We start from the raw sequence: 20,849 nt of genomic DNA on the forward strand, positions 1-20,849 counted from the left end.
AGTTTGTGGCTTGGGCTTCGTCGTTTAGATGGTTTGGAAGAGGGCTGGCAAATGGCGATGTCAGCCCTGTCGGGAAAAGATATGGGACAAGATTAGGGTAGAGTGGGGTAACCCCATTGGGCAGCTTGACCTTCACCGAAGCGCCACGCTCGATTAGAAGCGTCGCAACCTGGACGAGCGTTGGGGTTGGCTCCCCGATCCAGGCAGCGGCGCACTTGCTCCAGATCACCCGCTTTGATGGCGGCGATCAGCGCGGCATCGAGCGGAGCAGGCAAGCGCTTACGCTTCCTGCGGCTCAGAAGCCAGCCCAGTCCAAGCTCTCGCATCTTAGATCTTCCGCACCGCCACGCCGCTCTCGGCAAGATAGTCTTTGAGCTGCCCGACGGTGTACTCGCCGTAGTGCAGCATGGAGGCCAGAAGCACCGCGTCGGCGCGGCCCTCAGTGACGGCTTCGACTAAGTGCTGCGGCGTCCCCGCTCCCCCTGAGGCGATCACGGGAATGGGGACGAGATCAGAGATGGCGCGGGTGAGCGGAAGGTCGTAGCCGGTCTTCATGCCATCGGCGTCCATCGAGGTTAAGAGAATCTCGCCCGCGCCCAGCGTGGCGACTTTCTCGGCCCACTCTAGCGCGTCTATCCCGGTGGGAGTGCGTCCGCCGTGCGAGTGCACCTCCCAGCCGGACTTCGTGTTGCCCGTTTTTTTAGGGTCAATCGCCACAACAATGCACTGGCTCCCGAAGCGCTCGCTGGCCTCACGAATCAGCTCGGGATTGCGTAGCGCCGCCGAGTTGATCGAGACCTTGTCGGCTCCTGTGGCAACCATGCGTCGGACATCGTCCACTGAAGTAATGCCGCCGCCCACGGTAAACGGGATAAAGACCTGCTCAGCCACTCGGCTGGCGAGCTCGAAAATTAAGCTCCGCTTATCCGACGATGCCGTGATATCCAGAAAGACCAGCTCATCCGCGCCCTGCGCATCGTAGCGCGCCGCCAGCTCCACTGGATCGCCCGCATCGCGCAGGCCCAAAAAATTGACGCCTTTAACGACGCGGCCCTCTTTGATATCGAGACAGGGAATAATCCGGCGGGTAAGCATGACTTTTATTCTATCGCGGCGAATAACCTAAGACAGTATGAAACAAGAGTCAACACTACGTATCCCGGCTTTCACGGCTTACGAGGAAAATGGGGTGATGGTCTGGTACGGCGAGCTAAAGCAAGCTGGGGCACTTAGCTTTTCTCTGGAAGGCAAGGGCGGCGATCTTTTTATCGAGAAAGTAACCAAAGACGGCATCCGTGAGCCGGGCTTCGAGAGCTTTACCAAGACAGCACGCTGCTTTGTGGGTGGCAAGGATAGGATCTCTGTCACACCGGGCTACTGGCGCTTCGCTCTGAAATCCCCCGGAAAAGCCGAGGCACTCTTGCTCTCCGGCTCAGTTATTAAAGAGGCGCATTTTAATCTGAAAGAGCGTAAGAACGCCGCTTCGGTGCACTTGAGCTATGCGCTGGACAAAGAGGTCAAGGCGGAGTGGTTCTACAACGAAGTGACGGTGCGAACCGAGCCGCTCTACTCCTACTACATGGCCTGTGGCTTTGCGCGCGGGTACTTTGGGATTCAAGTGAACAGCCCCACGGAGCGCCGCATTATCTTCTCGATCTGGGACAGTGGCAACGAGGGCGTGGATCGCAGCAAAGTGGCCGATGAAGACCAGGTGAAGCTCCTGGCAAAAGGCGACGGTGTGATCGCGAGCGGCTTTGGCAACGAGGGCACGGGCGGGCACAGCCACGTGGTCTATCCCTGGAAGAAGGACACGACCTATAAGTTTCTCGTCCACGCCGAGCCCGTACAAATAGGAAAAGGCAGGCAGACCGTCTACTCCGGCTACTTCTGGTTCCCGGAGAAGCGTGCCTGGGGCCTCATCGCCCGCTTCCGTGCGCCCAAAGACGGCAACTACCTCAGCGGGCTCTACTCGTTCAATGAGAACTTCGGCGGTGACAATGGGCAGCTTCTACGCCTGGCGGAGTTTGGCCCTACCTGGGTTCGTAATAGTGATAATAAATGGCAAGAACTAAAAACAGCAAGCTTTAGTTGCGATGCCACCGGGCGTGCCAAAGACCGACTGGACTTTGCGGCGGGGGTGGCCAAGAGCGGGCGCTGGTATCTATCCAACGGTGGCTTTGTGAAGAACGGGATTGCCTACAAAGACCCACTGCCTCCACGCAAGGTCCACGGGAAGCCCCCCGAGCTGCTCCCGAAGTAGGATTAGCCGCGCAGCATACGCCGTGTGCAAGACAAGCAAAGCCCCCCGAGCACCAGTGCCCCTAGGCTCTCAGCACCGGTACGCTTGGCTCCCACCAGTGCACAAAACGCTCCCAGCAGCCCGATAGTGGAGAGCGCCATCAGTGCCGCCACAAATTTGTCTTTGGTATTAAGATAACTCACTGTGGAGTTAGCCTAATGCAAGATTCGTAGCATTCGCACTATGCAGGCAGTAAAAACCGTATTTTTACGGATAATGTTTCATTTGCCGAGAATCTGCATCTGGGTTGCCAGGGTGAAGGGCTTGCCAGGCTCTAGCTCGTAAGTCAGCTCGCCGTAGGTGGCGGCAAAACCAGTTTCGGGGGCTTCATAGCGTCCCTGCGCGGTCTTGCCGGAGGCCGCGATCTCCTCCGATATCCACTTGGAGTCGCGGAAGTCTGTGGTAGCGGCAGTGCAGTGAAAGAGACGCGCGGAGACGAGGGGGACATCGCTCTCGATCCGTAGCTCGGCGCTCCGTTTTGTGGCAGTCCACTTCCATGTCGGTGTCGGCCACTTTTTTGCCTGTGCCAGTGTGCGGGAAAAGGCGGCCAGGGTGGTGAGGAGCCGCCCGCGGTCCTCCAGCCCATGGCCAGAGTTGGGCATGTAGAGCACCCACTTCGCGCCCTTGAGATCATCCCAGTAGAGATTCAGCGCGTCCTGTGACCAGTAGCGGTCGTTGGTGCCCAAGAGGATCAGCTTGGGGAGCGTGAGCTGATCGCGGTAAGAAATCGGGTCCTCTAGCCGCATCAGTTCTTTGCCACGCGGTGCGAGCAATAACTTATCAAAGCCGACGGCGGTGTAGTCAGCCACTTGCTCACTGGGCTTGCCGTACATCTCTAGCTGATGAGGAATCTGCTTTTCGACATTGAGAACATCAATGACCATGGGTGCGATCCCGACCACGCGCGTATCACCGCTTGCCCCGACCAGCCAGGTCGTCCAGCCGCGCTTGCTCGCGCCGGTGATCAGAAAGCGCTTCAGCTCGGGCTTGAACGCTTGGAGCGCGTCCATGGCCTTGATCACCGCCTTTGCCATCGGGAAGTGCAGCGGCCAGGTGTCGTCGCCTGTTTCTAGGAATTTTTGCCAGGTATAGACAATTAATGCATCCTCTTTGAGCCCACCATAGAGAGGCTGTTTAGGAATATGGTAGAGAATGGCAAATGCACTCTGGGCGCTTTTTGCGGCGAACATTCCGATCAGCTCCTCCTCGGAGCTGCCCCCGCCTCCCGTGTTGAGCAAGGTGCAGAAGTCAGCGGCGAGCACTTTTTCAGGCACAAAGAGCTGCAAACGGTGTTCCCAGAGATATTCGTGCCAGGTCTGCGAGACCAGCCAGAGGTCGTAGATCATCCCTCCGGCGATCTTTTTTTCGCTGCGTTTTTCCCACTTGTAGGCAGGTTCCGGGCGCGCAATGTAACCGCGCAGGCCCCCTTCGGCGTGGGCAGTGGCGGGAAGGGAGCCCGCGAGCGCTGCTCCGGTAAAAGTTGAAAGAAAACGTCGTCGGTTCATAGCTGTACATGATACCCTGAGAATCAGAATGAACGATCTCGATCCCTGTGTTTTTGTTCTCTTTGGTGCGACCGGCGATCTTACGCGCCGCAAGCTCACTCCCGCTCTCTACGCGCTTCACCGTGAGGGACTGCTTCCCGAGGACTTTGTGATCCTGGCCTATGCCCGCCGCGACAAAGACGACACTCTTTTTCGTGCGGATCTCAAGGCCTCCATGGCGGAGTTCGCACCGAAAGTTTCCCTGGATAAGTGGGACTCGTTTGAGCAGCGCTGTTTCTATGTCCGTGGTGAGTTCGACTCCTCCGAGGGCTTTGCCGCACTACGGGCGAAGCTGGAGACAGTGGACACGGAGCGCAATGCCCACCATAACTGGCTCTTTTATCTCGCCATTCCACCGGAGCAGTACGAGGGAGTGGTAGAACATCTAGGTCAGGCAGGGCTCTCGCGCCGTGGGATGACGAACCACGGCTGGGCGCGGGTGATCGTCGAGAAGCCTTTTGGCTACGACTTAGAGACCAGTCGGCATCTCAACGAGGCGCTACTAGGGTACTTCACCGAGGATCAGGTCTACCGCATTGATCACTATCTGGGTAAAGAAACGGTTCAGAATATTCTGTTCTTCCGGTTCGCCAATGAGATCTTTGAGCCGCTCTGGAACCATAAGTACGTGGACCACGTGCAGATCACGGTTTCCGAGACAATTGGAGTAGAGGGGCGCGGCAACTTCTTCGATGCCACAGGGATGACCCGTGATGTACTGCAGAACCATGCGCTGCAGATTCTCTCGCTTGTGGCCATGGAGCCGCCCGTGCGCCTGGATGCCAACGCCGTTCGGGACGAAAAAGTCAAGGCGATCCGAGGAATTCGGCCCATCTCCCACGAGGATGTTCACCGGCTGACCGTGCGTGGCCAGTACGATAGCTACCGCCATGAGGAGGGTGTTCCGCCTGGCTCCGATACCGAGACCTACGTGGCGATGAAGCTCCACATGGACAACTGGCGCTGGGCGGGAACTCCGTTCTACGTGCGCTGTGCCAAGGCGATGCCCAAGCGTACTACGGAAGTGGCTGTTCAGTTCCGGGCGATCCCGCAGGTGCTATTTGCAAAAACTAATCGTGATGAAGTGCATCCCAATGTTCTGGTGTTGCGCATCCAGCCCGATGAGGGAATCTTTCTTCAGATGGGGGCCAAGCAGCCCGGGCCGAACATGACTCTACGCCCTGTGAAACTCGGCTTTCTCTACCGCGACGAGTTCAAGGACATGCCCATTGCCGATGCCTACGAGCGGCTGATTCTGGACACGATCCGGGGCGATGCGAGCCTCTTTGCTCGTGGGGATGAGGTCGAGGCGGCGTGGAAGCTCCTGACGCCCGTGATGGACGCATGGAAAGAGCGCCCGCACGATATCCAGCCGTACTTCACCGGAACCTGGGGACCAGAGAAGGCCAGCACGCTGCTCGATCCCGGCCAGAGCTGGAGAACCCCGTAATTGCCTCCGATGCGCCCCGAGCTGGTCTGTCTTCTTGCGTTTCTGGTGGGCGCCATTCCCTTTGGGCTGGTGATCGGTAAGCTCAAGGGAATTGACCTGCGCGAGAAAGGCTCCGGCAATATTGGGGCGACCAATGCGATGCGCCAGCTCGGCAAGCCCTTGGGGGCACTGGTCTTTGTTCTGGACGCGCTCAAGGGGGGGCTGCCAGTCTTTTTAGCCCACCAGCTGGCACTGAGCCCGGAGTGGGTTGTCGGGGCGGGGTTCGCGGCAGTCTTCGGGCATATTTACTCGCCGTTTGTGCGTTTCAGGGGCGGAAAAGGTGTCGCTACGGCACTTGGCGTGCTGCTCGGCCTGGACTGGCGAGTCGGGCTGAGCGCCTTTGGGGTCTTTATCGTGGTTGTGGCGGTTACCGACTATATCTCCGTGGGCTCGATTGCCGCCGCGGTGGCCCAGGCGAGCCTCTTCTGGGTCTTCGGCGACCCGCGGGCCCTAAAGCTCTTTGGGGCCGTCGTTGGGCTCTTTGTGATTGTCCGCCACCGCAGCAATATTCAGCGCTTGCTCAAAGGCGAGGAGAGCCACTTTCGCAAGAAGCCTTCCTCGCCCTAAGCGTCTCTCCTCGCTACGCTTTTCGCGCACCTTTCTTCGGAGCAAGCCGCTCTAGAACATAGAGCCTCGGGTGCATGCCACCTAGCGCGAGGGGAATCACGCGCTCGATCTTCCACTGCGGTCCCAGAGTCTCCTCAAACAGGCGAATCTCGTGCGTCAGAAAGACTCCAGTCCCGCCCGGCCTGAGCAGACGTGCCGCCTCGGTGAGGAGCGCGGGATAGAGCTTGACGTTGTCTTTGTGCGAGCCGATGCGCTGCCCGAACGGCAAATCTGCGGCAATCGCATCCGCCCAGCCATCGTCCAGAGGCACTGCGGTCGCGTCCCAGTCTTTCAGCTCGACTCCGTTGGCCGCTGCCGCTGTCCGAGCCGCCTTGCTCGTGTCGCAGCCGAGTGCGGTTTTTTGCTCACGCTCAATGAGGATTGTCCCAGAGCCCGCGCAGAGATTCAGAAAGTGCTCGGACTCGCCGGCAAGCTTGGCCATTGCATAGCCCACACAGGCATTGACGGCCCCGGGATAGTTTGACACGCGCCAGGCTCTGGTGGAGAGAGGGCGTGGCGAGAGGCTCACTAAGCTCTCCCAGACCGTGTAGAACTCATCCACCTCAGGGGCATCGTCACGCGAGCGACGGCGCGGTGGTTTCTCCACTTTCTTCTGTAGAGGCCGTAGCCGCACTAGCAGGGTCTGAGTTTCCTCGCCCGTGTTGTCTACCGTCAGGTTCAGCGCTTTTGCCAGCTCGCTCGCCAGCCGGGCCATCACCTCGGTGGCGCGTCCTGCCGCCGCCAGCCGCAGCGACGTGAAGCTACCCTCGGGGTGAAGCGCGATTGCTGCCCGACAGTCGCTGAGAATTGCGGAGAAGTACTGATGCCCAAGCAGCCCCGTGGGGCGCGGCACAGGATGCATACGCCAGCGGAAGACCGCCACGGCCAGGCGTAAGGCGAGTAGACGCTCCGCCTTACCACTGAACGCTAGGCGTAGCACCCCCGGCTCATCTCTCTCTTTTTTGGGCGGCGAGGGAAAGCGCTCCCGAACCTCGGCGGAAGCAAGCTGCTCCAGCCCGGGCACGGTCTCGATAATATACTCAGCGGTTGGTTCCGGTTTCTTAACCGAGACGGGTTCGGGCTTTGATCCTGGCTTGCCCTTGCCACCTTTTACCGCTTTCATAGGAGGCTTTGGGGTGGCTCGTGGCGCACTTCGTTTCCCTGGCTTACTTGGTTCTGATCGCATTTTATACCGCCAAATCTAGCGGAAGGTCCGCAATGTCTTTTAGTCGTTTACCACTCACCGTAATCTCCAATAGCTCGCCATCTTTCCCGGCCGTTAGTGCTGCATAGATAGCTTCTCCCACTGCCTGTGCAACAGGAGGGGGAAACGCATTACCCACTTGGCGATAGGCATGGGTTTTAACACCGACAAAACGCCAGTCCACAGGGAAGCCTTGGAGCCGCGCGACCATCTCGACGGTGAGACGCGGCATTCCACAGAATTCAGGCGGGGGGGGGGCATTCGCCAGCACATGAGCATCTACCCCAAGCTCCGCCCATGCTTTTTTAGCACGGGTCGGTCCCAGATCCGGCCCTCCGTGTTTTTTAGAGCCTCCCACAACAGTGGGACCAATAGCATTGGCTTTGTTGCGCCAAGCAGTAGCACCTAACCAGCCCCCCGTAGCCATGAGCTCGTAAAGTGCTTCACCGACGGTTGGTGCGGGTGTGAAGTAGTCGGGTGTCGGCCAGATAAAGCTACTTGCCCATGGTTGCCGAATTGCCACGAGAACCGAACGAGGGCGAAGCTGAGGGACACCATAATCCGAAGAATTGAGCAAGCGCCAGTGAACCACGTAGCCCAGTTCCGTCAGGTGCTGACGGATTTTCTGCCGGTACTCGTCAAAGACACGATCTAGCATCCCCCGAACATTTTCGAGCATCACAGCACGTGGCTGACACTCGGCAACAAGGCGCAGAGCCTCGGGGAAAAGATCGCGCTCATCCGCACTACCAAGCTGTTTTCCCGCACGCGAAAAGGGGGGACACGGAACGCCACCCGCAAAGAGGTCAACTTGCCCTCGGAAAGCGCAGAGCGAACTCTCTGCAACATCCCCCTCGATCACCTGCCAGTTGGGGCGATTCGCTCGGAGTGTCTGACAGGCGTGTTTATCCAGCTCGTAGAGGGCAAGGTGGTTAAACCCAGCACGCTCCAGACCAAGAGCTTGCCCACCTGCTCCGGCGCAAATCTCGATACTGGTTAGCTCTGCCATAGCCCCATTTTACCCGCCACTGCCGAGACTGGCTCGGGCTTGCTTGATTTGGGTTTCGACGGCCGCGCGGGCCGTCCCCCCTGGGCTCGTGCGCGCATTGGCGGAGGCCTCCGGTGTAATTGCTGCCAGTGCAGCGGTGGTGAAACGAGGGTCGTAGGTCAGAAGTGCTTCTAGTGTGAGGTCTTCCAGCCCAATCTTGGTGACGAGACAGCCCCGGACGATGCGCCCGACGATCTCATGGGCTTCGCGGAAGGGAATCCCGTCGGCGGCAAGGGCATCGGCGAGGTCGGTGGCGGTGGAGAAGTCGCCGCGCATAGATTTCAGCATGCGTTCGGGCTTGAAGGCCGCTGTTTCCAGCATCCGGTGCATGAGCGAGACGCAGAGCGTGACGGTGTCGGCGGCATCAAAGAGCGGCTCTTTGTCTTCCTGCATGTCCTTGTTGTAGGTGAGCACGAGGCCCTTCATGAGAGTGAGCAGCGTGGTTAAGTCGCCATACACGCGCCCCGTCTTGCCCCGGATCAGCTCGGCGACATCCGGGTTTTTCTTTTGCGGCATGATGCTGCTGCCTGTGGTCACTGAGTCGGCCAATTCCACAAAGCCAAACTCTGGCGTACTCCAGAGCACCAGCTCTTCCGCGAGACGCGATAAGTGAAGCTGAAGCAAGCTGGCATCGGCGCAAAACTCTACGGCGAAGTCCCGGTCGGCGACGGCATCGAGCGAGTTAGGGCAAATACCGCTAAAGCCCAGCTCGGCGGCGACAAAATTTCTATCTATCGGAAACGGTGTTCCCGCCAGTGCCCCCGCTCCAAGCGGCAGAAAATTTAGGCGCTTGCGGCAGTCCGCAAGGCGCTCATCGTCGCGGCTGAGCATCCAGAAGTAGGCCAGAAAGTGATGAGAAAGCAGAACCGGTTGCGCGTGCTGATGGTGTGTGCGGCCGGGCAGCACCGTCCCCAGATTCACCTCGGCCAGCGCGACGAGCTGCACCCGAAGCTTGGTTAATTCTCCGCGCAATTCATCCAGCGCCGTGCGCAGCCAGAGGCGTATGTCCGTCGCGATCTGGTCGTTGCGAGAGCGCGCGGTGTGAAGCTTGCCCGCGACCTCTTTGCCCAGACGCTCAAAGAGCATGCTCTCTATGGCGGAGTGAATGTCCTCGGCCTCGGGCGGCAGGCTCGCCGCACCACTCTCTAATTCCGCAAAGAGACTCTCCAGACCCCCCACGATCTTCGCCGCGTCGCTCTCATGGATAATGCCCTGCTTGCCCAGCATCCTCGCGTGCGCGATGCTGCCGGTGATATCCTCGCGCCAGAGCCGCTGGTCAAAAGGAAGTGACTGATTAAATTTCCAGACGAGAGCATCGGTCGTGCCCTCGAATCGTCCGCCCCAGAGTGCCATATCGGGGTCATAGTATCACGACTAGGTGGGAGCGAGGTAGGAAATCCCATACCGCGCGGTGAACCCTTCTCCATGCCTGCAATGCCGCTTAATCGTCCCAATATTGTCGTGATCCTCGCCGATGACCTCGGCTACGGGGATCTGAGCTGTTACAATCCTGCCTCGAAGATTCCGACCCCGAATCTCGATCAGCTCGCCCGTGAGGGCGTGCGCGCCACCGATGCGCACGCGCCCGCTTCCGTGTGCTCTCCCACGCGCTATGCGATGCTGACCGGGCGCTATGCCTGGCGCGGGATTCTGCAAAACGGGGTGGTGGCACCGTGGGGAAAGCCGATTTTAGAGAGAGATCGCCTCAATCTCGCCTTGTTGCTGCGCGGCCACGGCTACGCGACGGCGTGTGTGGGGAAGTGGCATCTGGGCTGGACCTGGCCGACCAAAGACGGTGCGCCGCCCAAGGGCGTGAACGCTGGGCCGAGCAATGTGGATCTTTCCAAACCCATCGGCGACGGCCCAACGGCGCGGGGCTTTGATTATTACTTTGGTGTGGACTTGCCCAACTACCCGCCCTACTGCTTTATCGAGGGCGACCGAACCCTGGGAGTTCCCACACGCCACACGGAGAAAGTCGGGCAGATCAACCGGCCCGGTCCGATCCTCGATGGCTGGCAGCTCGAAGACATTCTCCCCGAAGTGGGCCGCCGCGCCGTGCGCTGGCTGGAGAAGGCAGGCAAGGCAAGTAAAGACAGTAAAAACAGTAAACCGTTCTTTTTGTACCTGCCACTGACCTCGCCACACTTTCCCATCGCGCCCTCGCCCGAGTGGCAGGGCAAGACAAAAGCCGGAGCCTACGGTGATTTTGTCGCGCAGACCGACGGCGTCGTTGGGGATATCTTAGCGGCGCTCAAGCGAAACGGGCTGGAGGAAAACACCCTGGTGATTTTTACGTCGGACAATGGTCCGGAGCTCACGGGGGAGGTGAAGATCGGCGTCTATGACCGCATCACGGAGTTTGGCCACGACAGCCGGGGAGGCTTGCGCGGAGCCAAGCGCGATATGTGGGAAGGCGGGCACCGTGTTGCGTTTCTCGCACGTTGGCCCGGGAAAATTCGCCCGGGCTCGGTGTGTAAAGAGACAATCTGTCACGTGGACTTGATGGCGACTCTGGCCGGGGTACTGGGCGCTGAGCTGCCCGCGAACTCCGCCGAGGACAGTGTGGATCTACTGCCCGCGCTAACCGGCAAGCCAGGCAAGAGGCGCACGACTCCCACAGTGCATCAAGCCGCATCTGGGAAGTTTGCCCTCCGCAAAGACGACTGGGTCTTTATCAATGCCCCTAGTGGCAACGATAACGGCAAGGGCGAGCCGGAGTCGCTACGGCCCGGCCCGGCGCACGGCCAGCCCGGTGAGCTGTTCTCTCTCAAAGACGACCCCGCCGAGCGCACCAATCGCTACGCCGAGAAGCCTGAGGTCGTACAGGAGCTCAAAGCGCTGCTGGAGCGCGTGAAGGCCGAGGGCCGCACGACTCCACCGTATCCGAAGAAGCGGCGCGATATTGGAATCGGTGCCAAGCCCCTTCCGGGCGCGGAGGTGATTCTGGACGGCACCCGAAAGCTGCTCGATGACAAGTGGACGTACTGGCAAGGCCCGCGCTTTCGCTCGTCGCTGCCGATTAAGTGGCAGGTGGTTCAAGACCTCGTAGACGGTGGCACTTGTATCCAGACCGACGATCCCGCTGCCGCCGGGGGGCTCTACGGCGCGGCGGATATTGTGACAAAACGCGCCTACCGTGATTTTCGGTTGCACATCGAGTTCTGGATCGCAAAGCCGGGGGGCAACAGCGGGGTGTATCTTCAGAACCGCTATGAAATACAAATCTGCGACGGTGACCGAACGACGCACGGCCTCGGGGCGGTGATCAATGAGCAGCCCGCGCCGTACCACGCCTATCATGGCCTCGGAAAGTGGAATGCCTACGATATTGTCTTTCGTGCCGCGCGTTTTGTGGGCGGCAAGCTGGTCGAGAAGGCCCGCACGACAATCTACCTCAATGGCCAGAAAGCGCACTCGGACGTATCCATTAGTCAGGTCTGGGGCGGCGCTGACTCCGGCGTGGATGGCGGAAACGACAATGGGCGCGGGATCACGGACACGCCCCAGGGCCTCAAGCTCCAGTGCGAGGGCCACGATGTGCGCTACCGCAATGCGTGGATCAAGGAGCTAAACCTGGATAAAATGGGAACGGATTTCTAGACACGTGCCCAGAGGCTCTCCAGCGGGCCACGCGAAAAGTGCCGGAACCAGAGCGTGGTGAGCGGCAGCGCGAGGAGCACGTAGCCAAAGAACGCCCAGAGCCCTAGGTGCACGGGCCAGTCTTCGTCGGGGTAGAGCAGGCGCAGCGGGGCAAAGACGGCGACAATATGCAGGACGTAGTGGGTGAGCGACGCCCGTCCAAGCCGTGCGAGTGGCTGCGTGATTCTTGGCAAGCCCCGTGCACCGTCCCACCAGAGCAGACCCGCGATCACTGCCGCCGCGCTGCTCCCGATGCGCAGTAAAAATGGCAGTGTGGTCGGAATCCAGGTACAGGGGCCAAGTCGCTCCGCGTAGAGCTGCGCCGCAATGGCAACGACCAGTGCGCCCCAAAAACAGCGACGAGCACGCTTGGTCGTCGGCCCGGTGCCAGTAACGGCAATAACTCCCAGAAGCGGCAGCGCGAGCCAGGGAAGAATCGGGTAGTTTCCATCAAAGACAAGCGCTCGAAACGTCGCCCCGCCAAGGCCGTGGTCCGCAAGATGACTGCCGTCGTCGAGCCAGTCTGTGGTGACGAAGTGAGCGTAGCGTCTCGGGACGAGCGGCGTGACAACGAGAACCAGAACCAGCGCACTCCAGACTGCGCGTTGGCCCGTACGCCAGAGCAAGAAGCAGAGCACCATCATCAGCGCGAGCGGCACCAGAACTTCGGTGGGCCAGACAAAGCGATGAAACAGTGCCCCGAAAATCGCGAGGGTCAGGGCGCGGCGAGCGAACTTCATCGAAGGGAACGTGCGCTGTGCTTGGAGCGCCCAGGCCATTCCTGCGAGCAAAAAGAAGAGCGCCGCTGCTCGGCCTTCGAGAATATTCGCCAGTTTGGAGCCGACCAAGTGCAGGTAGATCATCCCCAAGACGGCGATTCCACGTGCAACATCGAGTGCGGGAAGGCGGGTAACCTGGCTCATCGCGTGGGAGCCCCTTCGTAGTGCTGACCGGGGAGTAAGAGCTCATCTTTCATGATGACGCTGTGTGGTGCGACATAGGTTCCCTCGCCGATGACGGCTCCGTAGAGTGGAACAGTGTTGCTTCCCACGGTTGCATACGCGCCGATTCGTACTTTATTGAGTTTCAGCACGCGGTCCTCGAACGTGTGGGCTTGGAACGCCGCCGTCACCGTGGCTCCGTCGCCGATCTCGATCATGTCCGGGTCCACCACTTGCGAGAAACCACTGCCTAGCACGACGCCACGTCCGAGCTTGAGACCCATCGCCCGCAGATACGAAGTGAGCATGGGAGTGCCTTCGAGAGCCGTGAGTGTCCCACGGGCGTAGACTCCCCAGGCGACGTAGAGAAAGTCCCAGCGGCTGCACCAGCACGACCAGAGCGGGTGCGTCCCAGGGCGCGTCTTTCCCAGTAAAAGCCACTTGAGCACCAGAATTGTTAGGCAGAGCGTCGCAGCTCCCGTCATTGCGACCGGCGGCGCAGCCCACATGTGTTGCGACATGCTCGCCAAGCTCTTAGAGAGTACGAGAGTCGGCACCACGGGCAAGGCAAAGCGGAGTGTCTCCCAAAACAGGCGATCCAGGTAGCGAAGGACACTCGGATTATGGGTAAGCTCACGATCGTAGGCAACAATCTCGCGGCGCGGGAGTGCAAAGGGCGGGTGCCCAAACCAGGAAGTGCCACTTGTCATGAGCGCGTCATTGGCGACGGTGCAGACACCCAGCAGAATATCATCGGGTAAGCTCTGGCCACCGGCAACGACCACGTGATTTCCCAGAAAGACATTGGTGCCGATTTTTACTTTGGCGAGTGTCACTGTGCCGCGATGTACTTTTGGCCCCCCGAGATAGATACCGTCCGCGAAGAATGTCTCCGGCCCGATCTCGACCAATCCTGGGATGACGTCAATAATCGTGCTAATCTCGCAGCTTCGCCCCACGCGCATTCCCGCTGCCCGGAGCCAGAGTGGCCAGAAAAGGGCACCGCTGAGCCACTCTCCGGCAGAGTCCACGAGTCCCGCTTTGAGCCACACGCGAATGTAGCCCAGGCTCCAGCGCGCGAGCACACCTTCTGAGACGTGGCCCAGCGCACGAACGGCCAGTGCCTCCAGCGCCAGCGTGAGTGGGAGCGCCAGAGTTAGGAGCCCTGTAAATATCGGCAGCGAGTGCGCCAGGCTCTGTGTTTCTAGGCCTAGCCAGACAATTGCCCCGGTAGTGAGCAGCTCCAGCGGCAGAGCGAGCACCGACCAGAGAGTGCTCTGTGCGAGCAACAATGCAAGGCTATAGGCAAGCGGCGAGAGAGCGCGGTGCGTCGTTTGCGTGAGGGGCGGCACGGGCGGGGCGTGTCCCGCAGGCTGCGCGGGAATGCCGTCCCAGCGCTCGCCTGCGGGAATTGCAGTACCCGCTGGCAGCGACGAGAGCGCGGTGAGATAGGCACCCGACGCCAGAGAGGCACCCGGCCCGACCCCCGCCCGGACATCCAGTGTCGCGCCGGTACCGAGCGTAATCGGCCCGATGACCAGGTGCCGGTCTTCCAGCTCCACCAGCCGCAGAGCCGCGTCCTGGCTCACCGTCACGTCATCGCCAAGCTCTAGTAAGTCCCAGCCGCCCTGGATCAGATCCACGCCCCGGTGGAGATGCACGCGCTGCCCGATCCGTGCCCCGAGCGCCCGCAGCGCCCAGCACTGAAACTCGGTGCCCACGAGTACGGGCCAGGGAATCAGGCGTACCACTTGCACCAGGATCCAGTGGCGCAGATAAAAATCTCCCCACACGGGTTCGCGACGCGGTGTGTACTTGCCGATCAGCAGGCGCTTCACCAAGACAGCAACAAAGACGGCCAGAGGGGTGTAGAGCGCCAGCCCGAGAGAAAGCAAGGGTGGGGTGAGTAAGATCAGTTGCACCAGTCCCAGCCGCTGGAGCAGCGTGGGAAGAAGCTCGAAGAAGCCGCCGTAGGCCGCAAACGAGGCGAGCGTGAGCTCTAGCAGAAGCCACAGGCTCTGGAGTAGCCCGGTGCGTCGCTCGCCGCGCGTGTCCAGCGGCAAGGTTGCTTGTCGCTGGGTTTGTCGGGATTCGTGTGTAGGCGGTAAAACCCTCTGTGCCAGCGCGGCAACCGTGCGGGCTTCGTAGAGATCGCGGACGGTTAGTGAGGCGGTGGCAGGATCGGTGCGCAGGCGGGAGATCAGCTGCGCGGCTTGCAGCGATGTGCCCCCGAGCTCCTGAAAGAAATCATCGGTGACGGAAAATACATCCAGCGTCAGCGTTTGCGCAAAAGCGGCTACAAGTGTCTTTTCCAGTGGGGTGCGCGGCGCAATAATCGCTCGCTCTGCACTGCGTTCTGAGCGACTCAGTGTCGGTAAGCTCTCCCGCTTGAGCTTTCCGCCAACGCTTTTGGGTAGCTCCGCGAGTACGCCAAAGAGCGCGGGGATCATGTAGGGTGGCAGCGCCTCACGAAGCGCCGCCTTGAGTGTGTCGAAGTCTGGCTGCTGCGTGGAGTCCGTCGGGACAATAAACGCGGCTAGGTCGTTGCCGTTGTTCTGGATGCAGCACGCCGCCTCGCGGACGCCGTCGCACTGTGCCAGGCAGGTTTCAATCGCTTCCAGCTCGATGCGGTAGCCGCGCAGTTTGACCTGTGAATCGAGCCGCCCGTGGTAGTGAAACGCGCCACCCTTCGCTTCGGCATCGCGGTGCACGAGATCGCCCGTTCGGTAAAGCCGCCCGAGAGAGGGGTGCATGAAAAACTTCTCCGCCGTCAGCTCCGGCCGCTTGTGGTAGCCGCGTGCGAGCCCCACTCCGCCCAGACACAGCTCCCCCGAGATTCCCTCTGCCACCTCGTTAAGCTCGGCATCAAGAACATAGGCTTGCAAGCCGGGCACGGGCGTGCCGATGGTAATCGGCTCCCCCACGCGAATATCGCCGCGCAAGGCCGTGACCGTGCACTCCGTGGGGCCGTAGCCATTGACCAGCCGCCGCCCGAGTGCCCAGCGATCCGCAATGTCGCGGGGCAGTGCCTCGCCCCCGACATAGAGCAGCTTGAGTTCAGGCAGTGCTGTTTCGGGGTGCTCGCAGCCTGTCGTTCGTAGCAGTGTCGGTGGCGGGCAGAGAACCGTAATACGCTCGTCTCTTAGCCACGTTACCAAGTCCGGCCCAAGGCGCGCCGCCTCATCGTCCATGACCACCACACTCGCCCCGGATGCCAGTGCGAGCCAGATCTCCTCCACCGATGAGTCATACGCGGGCGACGAGCCCTGGGCCACCCGATCTCCCGGCCCCAGCCCAAACTCGGCGAGATCTGAGTGCACCAGACTCACAATGCTCCGGTGCTCAATGAGAACGCCCTTGGGCTTTCCCGTAGTGCCTGAGGTGTAGATCACGTAGGCTAACCTCTCGGTGAACCTCTCCCCTAGCCCCTCTCCCGGACGCTCCTTCGTCGCTGGGAAAGGGGAATTGGCTCCCTCCTTTCCCAACGAGCTTGCGAGTGCCCGCACCCAGAGGGTACCCGGGAGGGCTGGGGAGGAGAGGTTGAAAATCTGCACGGGAAACGCGCCGCGCTCGGCGCGGGCAAGGCCGTGAGAGTCGGTGAGGAGTAGCACGGCGCGGGAGTCTTTGAGAATCTCGCGCACTTGCTCGTCGGGAAACGAGGGATCAATGCACACATACGCCGCTCCAGATTGTAGCACGGCAAGCTGCGCTGCGTAGAGAAGCGCTGTGTCTCGGGAGAGCAAGATCGCAACGACGCACTCCCCGATCACTTCGCTCTGAAACTGCACGCGAAGCGCCTCAGCGGCTTGGGCAAGCTGGGCGTAGGTGAGCGTGATGCGCTCCGGGCGTGTGGCGCTTGGGGGAACCTCAATGGCAATGGCATCGGGCCAGGTGCGCGCGGCGTGCTCGAAGAACTCGTGAAGGCATGTGGGCACTGTCATTCTTGCCCCATTGTACGACTTTTACTCGGCACGGAGCAGGCGCAGAAGATGCGGGGCAAGCCAAGGACGAAGCGCCTCGCGCTCAGGGACGGTGAGCTGCTTGAATCCCTGGATTTCACCCCGGCAGCGTGCACTATCACACTGACACTCAAACGCTTCCGCCATTGCGTACTCGGTGGTGTTGTAGTTAAACGTGATCTCCTCCCAGGGCTGAATCACACGGGCCGCATAGACATCGCGCCCCCAGATGTAGGCGCTGGGTTCGCAGTGGTGGTTCATGAAGCGCCAGTAGTAGCGATCCAGAATCGTCTCCATGACGCTCTCCCCTAGGTCAATATGCGCGCTCTCCCCAATCTGGACAGAGTAGCGGGTCGGGTGGCTTGTCTGCTCTCCTTCAATATGAAAGAGCAGCTCGCCCGCTGCAATCGGCACCGGCTCCGTGGCCACGAGCTGAAACTGACCACGTAGCCGCAGCACCCCGACGCGTGGTTTAGTCTTCTCTGAGTTCATAAGGGAACTGTATCGAAGAGAAATGAGAGAAAAATGAAAGCGAGGCAAGACCGCTCCCAAAATCCCCCTACGGTGTTCCCCGTCGGTGAAATCTCCCGTCAATATCATGAATCGTTCATTACTTGCCCCCTCAACTTTGTTCTCACTTTTGCCGGAGTATCTAGCCGTCACACCTTGTTTACAGAAGATTCCAAGGGGTTCTGGCAAGGAACTACATTTGAGTGTGACGTCTCGTTTGCCAGGTGCGGAGCTACCAAGCTCCGCCTGTAAAATCTTCGCGTCTTGTAGTGTTGGTGCAACTTTCGAGTTGTGCTTGGCATAGGTGCGCGGCGCACCATGCCTGGGGCACGGACGGTGCCTTTGCAGGCTAACGTGGGCGGAAGCGCCGAGCGTTCTGCAAGAAGCCTGAAGTCAGAGCATTGTTGTTTTTTGTGATTGTGTCCTGGACATAATTTCAGAAGCTCCGGGTGCCCTCTGGGCGTTTAGCGGAGGGAGCCGTCACTAAGATCAACACCGAGCTGGCCCGTGGCGATGCCGCTACGCTTCCCTTGCAGTCTCGGGTCATTGAGCCGGTCGCGCTTCTGGAGGAAGTGAGCCAGACCGCGGGACTGCTTCACAAGGCGAGCGCCCAGATTGTCATCCAGGCCGATGTCTCCACTCTTCAGGGGGACTATGACTATCTTGTTCAGCTCCTGCTGAACTTGCTGGACAACGCCCTGCGCCACACTCCCGTCACAGGAACCGTCACCCTCACCGCGCACACCGACGGTTTCACTGTCACCGACACCGGCCCTGGGCCTCGCCATCGCTCAGACCATCGCCGAAGCCCACGGCGGCAGGCTGGAAATTCATAGCACCCTCGGCGAGGGAACCAGCGTCACCTTGCTACTCCCCAATCAAAAGCCCCCCCAAACCACACGGGTCTGAGGGGGCTTTAGCCTCCTTGCGTCGGATATTACGCCAGCCCGCTCACGGCGCGGGCGAACAGGTCGGAAAGGCCAGCGCGGTCGCCAATCGCACGGAGCGCATTAAGCTCGTCGGCGTTGATGCGCGTGTTGCAGATTTCTAGTGCGCGGTTGAAGTTGCGCACTGAGCGCGCCACGGAGGCGTTTTGCTGCTCTGGCGTGTCGGTGTTGAGTGGCTGGCAGTCAATCCCGACAACAGCGTTGTAGCCGATCTCCTGCATCGTGTAGACCGTCTCCACCGCCATGCCAAAGTCGTTATCACCAAACGCCAGATCCTCATCGAACTTCAGGCCCGAGCCGCTGTTCAGGTGGACATAGAAGGCTTTCTTGGCAGCAGCAACCAAGCCCAGCTCAGCGGCGTAGCGCTTGCCGGCCATGGTGGAGTGGCAGACCTCAAGATTCGTTCCGACAAACGGCTGAAGCGCGGTGGGCATCATCCCGATAATCGCCAGGGTCTCACCGGCGTCGGCGGGAACGGCCCAGTTGGCAGGCTCGTTGGGCTTGGGCTCGATGGCGATGGGCAGTGCGCGTTCCGGGCCATAGGTATCGAGCATCCACTGGACAACTTCGCTGAGGCTCTCGGCGGTCTGGCGGTAGCAGTCGGCGTAGTTGACCATCAGCGGGCCACCAAAGCCATTGGAGCTGTTCCAATAAACATAGATTTCGCTCTGGAATACCTCAATACCCGTCGTGATGTAGTTCTTCGTACGGCGGATCGCCTCAGCACGCGTGGCGGCCACGGGTGCGCCGAAGTTGCCAATCGCGAACTCCGGGCCACGCTTGAAGAGATTGGCGGTACACATCGCCACTTTCATCCCCGCGTTGTCCACGGCCTTCTTGATGTCTACCGCGTCCTCGGGCTCGGCTTCGGTGTCATGAAACTCCACGTGCGAGCAGCCCGCTGCTTTGAGTTTGGCCAGTGTCTCCTCCAGCGAGAGTGCTGGGCGCATGATCGGGGCGAACCGTCCACCGCCGGGCCCCATGTTCCAGACGCCTGCTGCAAAAGCCTCACCCAGTGCGTACGTCGTCGTTGCTGGGGTCCAGTCCCCCGCGCTATCTTTGCGAAATGCCATCGTTGAAAATACTCCTAGTGGCTATTATGTTAACGTACTTTGCAAAATCCCGCCAATGCTAAATGCGCTGTGCAACGACATCCAAAATTCCCAGAATGGTCGCCAGCTCGTTGATATAGCGCGTCTCATTGTCCACAATAATAGTCTGGCCTTGCAGCAAGACAAAGAGCCAGGCGGTGCCGGTGGTGATGCAGCCATAGAGCGTGTCGGCGTCGGCATCCTCTTGTTGGTTCCAGAGACGCGCCCCGACAAGCTGGGCAACGCACTGCCCCAGGCCATCCATCACATCGTCTTTCTTGGCCTCGACCACGGAGAGAATCGGGCGGCGTAGCACCTGCGGGACGCGGCCTTGCGCCAGAAGAAAGTCGCACTCGCCTGCCAGTCCGCGCTTCTTGTCCACGTTGAGCATACGGCCCGAGTGCAGGGTCACGGTTCCCTGGTGCCGCTTGGCGATCTCCAGCAGAATCGGGGCTGCCACAAACTCGGATCGTGCCTTCTCCAGCCCTCCCTCAGCCAGCGGCAGCCCGTAGCGCAGAGACTCCTCCAGCCATGCGCTGGGAGCCACGGGAGTCACGTCGGGGAAAAGAGCCTGTCGGTCTTCCTGAAGCGCAAACGCCCGAAGTGTCATCTCCAGATTAGTGAAATCACTGTAGGTCATGCCTCCTATTTTACCGCTATGGCGGTGTGGGCATCAGAGTTTATCCTCTTTTCCGAGTTCTTTTTCGATTTCGTCGGCGGTTGCAGCGACCAGGTTAAGGTATTGTTTGAGCAACTCGGGCGAAATCTCCGCAGGAGCGTCTATGCGAAAGAAAATCCGCCAGTTCTTCTGCGCTCCCTCGGGCGCTTCGAGGCCGAAGCCGCCTATGCCAAGGTGCTTCTGAAAGACAGTCTTAAGGATTTCCGCGCCGGGGGCGTTTTTGGCATCGTAGCAAAACGAGACGATCTTGCGCGTTTTAAGGGAGCTTGAGCTGAAGATTTCCTTGCGGATATAGGCGGTCTGGCTTCGCCCGGTATTGGAGAAGCTGAACTTCAGCGAGTAGAACCCCCCGTTATTGCTGAACGCCAGACCGGCGTCTTTGAGCGCGGCCTCCAACGAACCGCCGGGCGCGGGCATCGGGGCGGCTGAGGTTGAAAATAGCTTTGCCGCACCCTGCACGTCGGCGAGCATGTCCTCGATCATATACTCCGGGGTGATCTCCGCCGGAGTGTCGACGCGCGACAGGGTGACCCCTTGCGCGTCGAATTCCGCCTTGACGGAGGGGAACTTTTCTTTGATTTGAGGGCCATGAAGCGCCTTGGCGGCGGGCGAGTCGGCCAGCGGAAGTCTCTGCTCAATCTTGATGTAAACATTGTTGAATGTCAGGACGAACTGTTCCCCGGCCTTTGTCAACAGAACCTCGATGCGTTTTCCAAGGCCGCTTATCTCCGTCGCCTTCCCCTGCTGAAAACCCGCTTTGTCAAACGCGGCGAGGTACTTTTTTTGGTATTCGGTGAACGACACGTCCTGGGCGGCGGGAACGACGAAAACTATCGGAACGGGAATAGGTAAGAGCATCATGGCTCCATTATTCCCCAGAATCGTTACGG

General features: G+C 60.1%; 17 protein-coding genes and 1 pseudogene. 5 read left to right on the forward strand and 13 right to left on the reverse strand.

What is annotated here, in order from left to right; genetic code table 11:
- Window positions 1-92: 92 nt before the first annotated feature.
- Both ACH2ED_RS19925 and hisF read right to left on the reverse strand, forming a co-directional pair.
- On the reverse strand, window positions 93-326 hold the full coding sequence (locus ACH2ED_RS19925) for an ankyrin repeat domain-containing protein (protein WP_395094479.1): 234 nt from the start codon (window positions 324-326) through the stop codon (window positions 93-95).
- A 1-nt stretch (window position 327) separates the two neighbouring features.
- A complete protein-coding gene (hisF, locus tag ACH2ED_RS19930; protein WP_395094480.1) occupies window positions 328-1,095 on the reverse strand; it encodes an imidazole glycerol phosphate synthase subunit HisF in 768 nt (255 codons plus the stop codon).
- 37 nt (window positions 1,096-1,132) lie between these two features.
- On the opposite strand from hisF, the gene ACH2ED_RS19935 reads away from it, so the two are divergent.
- Window positions 1,133-2,260 (forward strand): DUF3472 domain-containing protein, encoded by a 1,128-nt coding sequence (locus ACH2ED_RS19935; protein ID WP_395094481.1) that lies wholly within the window; start codon window positions 1,133-1,135, stop codon window positions 2,258-2,260.
- A gap of 2 nt (window positions 2,261-2,262) precedes the next feature.
- Here the strand turns inward: ACH2ED_RS19935 and ACH2ED_RS19940 are convergent, their stop codons facing one another.
- Both ACH2ED_RS19940 and ACH2ED_RS19945 read right to left on the reverse strand, forming a co-directional pair.
- Window positions 2,263-2,442, reverse strand: coding sequence for a hypothetical protein (locus tag ACH2ED_RS19940; RefSeq protein WP_395094482.1), 180 nt, complete (start codon window positions 2,440-2,442; stop codon window positions 2,263-2,265).
- A 78-nt stretch (window positions 2,443-2,520) separates the two neighbouring features.
- The gene (locus ACH2ED_RS19945; RefSeq protein ID WP_395094483.1) at window positions 2,521-3,804 is read right to left on the reverse strand and encodes a PhoPQ-activated pathogenicity-related family protein; all 1,284 of its coding nucleotides are present in this window, start codon (window positions 3,802-3,804) and stop codon (window positions 2,521-2,523) included.
- A 28-nt stretch (window positions 3,805-3,832) separates the two neighbouring features.
- Between ACH2ED_RS19945 and zwf the strand changes: the two genes are divergently transcribed.
- Together zwf and plsY are read left to right on the forward strand one after the other, a co-directional pair.
- The gene (gene zwf, locus ACH2ED_RS19950; RefSeq protein WP_395094484.1) at window positions 3,833-5,293 is read left to right on the forward strand and encodes a glucose-6-phosphate dehydrogenase; all 1,461 of its coding nucleotides are present in this window, start codon (window positions 3,833-3,835) and stop codon (window positions 5,291-5,293) included.
- Between the two features lie 9 nt (window positions 5,294-5,302).
- Window positions 5,303-5,899 carry a glycerol-3-phosphate 1-O-acyltransferase PlsY gene (plsY, locus tag ACH2ED_RS19955; RefSeq protein ID WP_395094555.1) on the forward strand — a complete coding sequence of 199 codons (597 nt, stop codon included), beginning with the start codon at window positions 5,303-5,305 and terminating at the stop codon, window positions 5,897-5,899.
- Between the two features lie 13 nt (window positions 5,900-5,912).
- Here plsY and ACH2ED_RS19960 read toward each other — a convergent pair whose 3' ends face one another.
- From ACH2ED_RS19960 to argH, 3 genes are all read right to left on the reverse strand, one after another.
- Window positions 5,913-7,061 carry an RNA methyltransferase gene (locus tag ACH2ED_RS19960; protein WP_395094485.1) on the reverse strand — a complete coding sequence of 383 codons (1,149 nt, stop codon included), beginning with the start codon at window positions 7,059-7,061 and terminating at the stop codon, window positions 5,913-5,915.
- Between the two features lie 64 nt (window positions 7,062-7,125).
- On the reverse strand, window positions 7,126-8,151 hold the full coding sequence (locus ACH2ED_RS19965; protein WP_395094486.1) for an NgoMIV family type II restriction endonuclease: 1,026 nt from the start codon (window positions 8,149-8,151) through the stop codon (window positions 7,126-7,128).
- Between the two features lie 9 nt (window positions 8,152-8,160).
- Window positions 8,161-9,543: an argininosuccinate lyase gene (gene argH, locus ACH2ED_RS19970; protein ID WP_395094487.1), complete on the reverse strand. Its 1,383-nt coding sequence runs from the start codon at window positions 9,541-9,543 to the stop codon at window positions 8,161-8,163.
- Between the two features lie 72 nt (window positions 9,544-9,615).
- Here argH and ACH2ED_RS19975 point away from each other — a divergent pair, with 72 nt between their 5' ends.
- Window positions 9,616-11,793: a sulfatase-like hydrolase/transferase gene (locus tag ACH2ED_RS19975; protein ID WP_395094488.1), complete on the forward strand. Its 2,178-nt coding sequence runs from the start codon at window positions 9,616-9,618 to the stop codon at window positions 11,791-11,793.
- Here ACH2ED_RS19975 and ACH2ED_RS19980 read toward each other — a convergent pair.
- The 3 genes from ACH2ED_RS19980 to ACH2ED_RS19990 are packed head-to-tail and all read right to left on the reverse strand — an operon-like array spanning window position 11,790 to window position 17,224.
- Complete coding sequence (locus ACH2ED_RS19980) at window positions 11,790-12,755, reverse strand: heparan-alpha-glucosaminide N-acetyltransferase domain-containing protein (RefSeq protein WP_395094489.1); 966 nt, start codon at window positions 12,753-12,755, stop codon at window positions 11,790-11,792. The genes ACH2ED_RS19975 and ACH2ED_RS19980 overlap by 4 nt on opposite strands.
- Window positions 12,752-16,714 (reverse strand): amino acid adenylation domain-containing protein, encoded by a 3,963-nt coding sequence (locus tag ACH2ED_RS19985; RefSeq protein ID WP_395094490.1) that lies wholly within the window; start codon window positions 16,712-16,714, stop codon window positions 12,752-12,754. The genes ACH2ED_RS19980 and ACH2ED_RS19985 overlap by 4 nt, the downstream gene beginning before the upstream one ends.
- 21 nt (window positions 16,715-16,735) lie before the next feature.
- Window positions 16,736-17,224 carry an SET domain-containing protein-lysine N-methyltransferase gene (locus ACH2ED_RS19990; RefSeq protein ID WP_395094491.1) on the reverse strand — a complete coding sequence of 163 codons (489 nt, stop codon included), beginning with the start codon at window positions 17,222-17,224 and terminating at the stop codon, window positions 16,736-16,738.
- 590 nt (window positions 17,225-17,814) lie between these two features.
- On the opposite strand from ACH2ED_RS19990, the pseudogene ACH2ED_RS19995 reads away from it, so the two are divergent.
- A pseudogene (locus tag ACH2ED_RS19995) lies at window positions 17,815-18,151 on the forward strand (ATP-binding protein).
- A gap of 28 nt (window positions 18,152-18,179) precedes the next feature.
- On the opposite strand, the gene ACH2ED_RS20000 reads toward ACH2ED_RS19995, so the two are convergent.
- Genes ACH2ED_RS20000 through ACH2ED_RS20010 form a run of 3 tightly spaced genes read right to left on the reverse strand, consistent with a single transcriptional unit; the run spans window position 18,180 to window position 20,820 of the window.
- Entirely contained in the window at window positions 18,180-19,262 is a 1,083-nt protein-coding gene (locus ACH2ED_RS20000) for a TIM barrel protein (RefSeq protein ID WP_395094492.1), read from the reverse strand.
- A 58-nt stretch (window positions 19,263-19,320) separates the two neighbouring features.
- Entirely contained in the window at window positions 19,321-19,920 is a 600-nt protein-coding gene (locus ACH2ED_RS20005) for a hypothetical protein (protein WP_395094493.1), read from the reverse strand.
- 33 nt (window positions 19,921-19,953) lie between these two features.
- Entirely contained in the window at window positions 19,954-20,820 is an 867-nt protein-coding gene (locus ACH2ED_RS20010) for a hypothetical protein (RefSeq protein WP_395094494.1), read from the reverse strand.
- Window positions 20,821-20,849: the final 29 nt, after the last annotated feature.

The sequence above is a fragment of the Armatimonas sp. genome (assembly GCF_043757465.1).
Classification (GTDB): domain Bacteria; phylum Armatimonadota; class Armatimonadia; order Armatimonadales; family Armatimonadaceae; genus Armatimonas.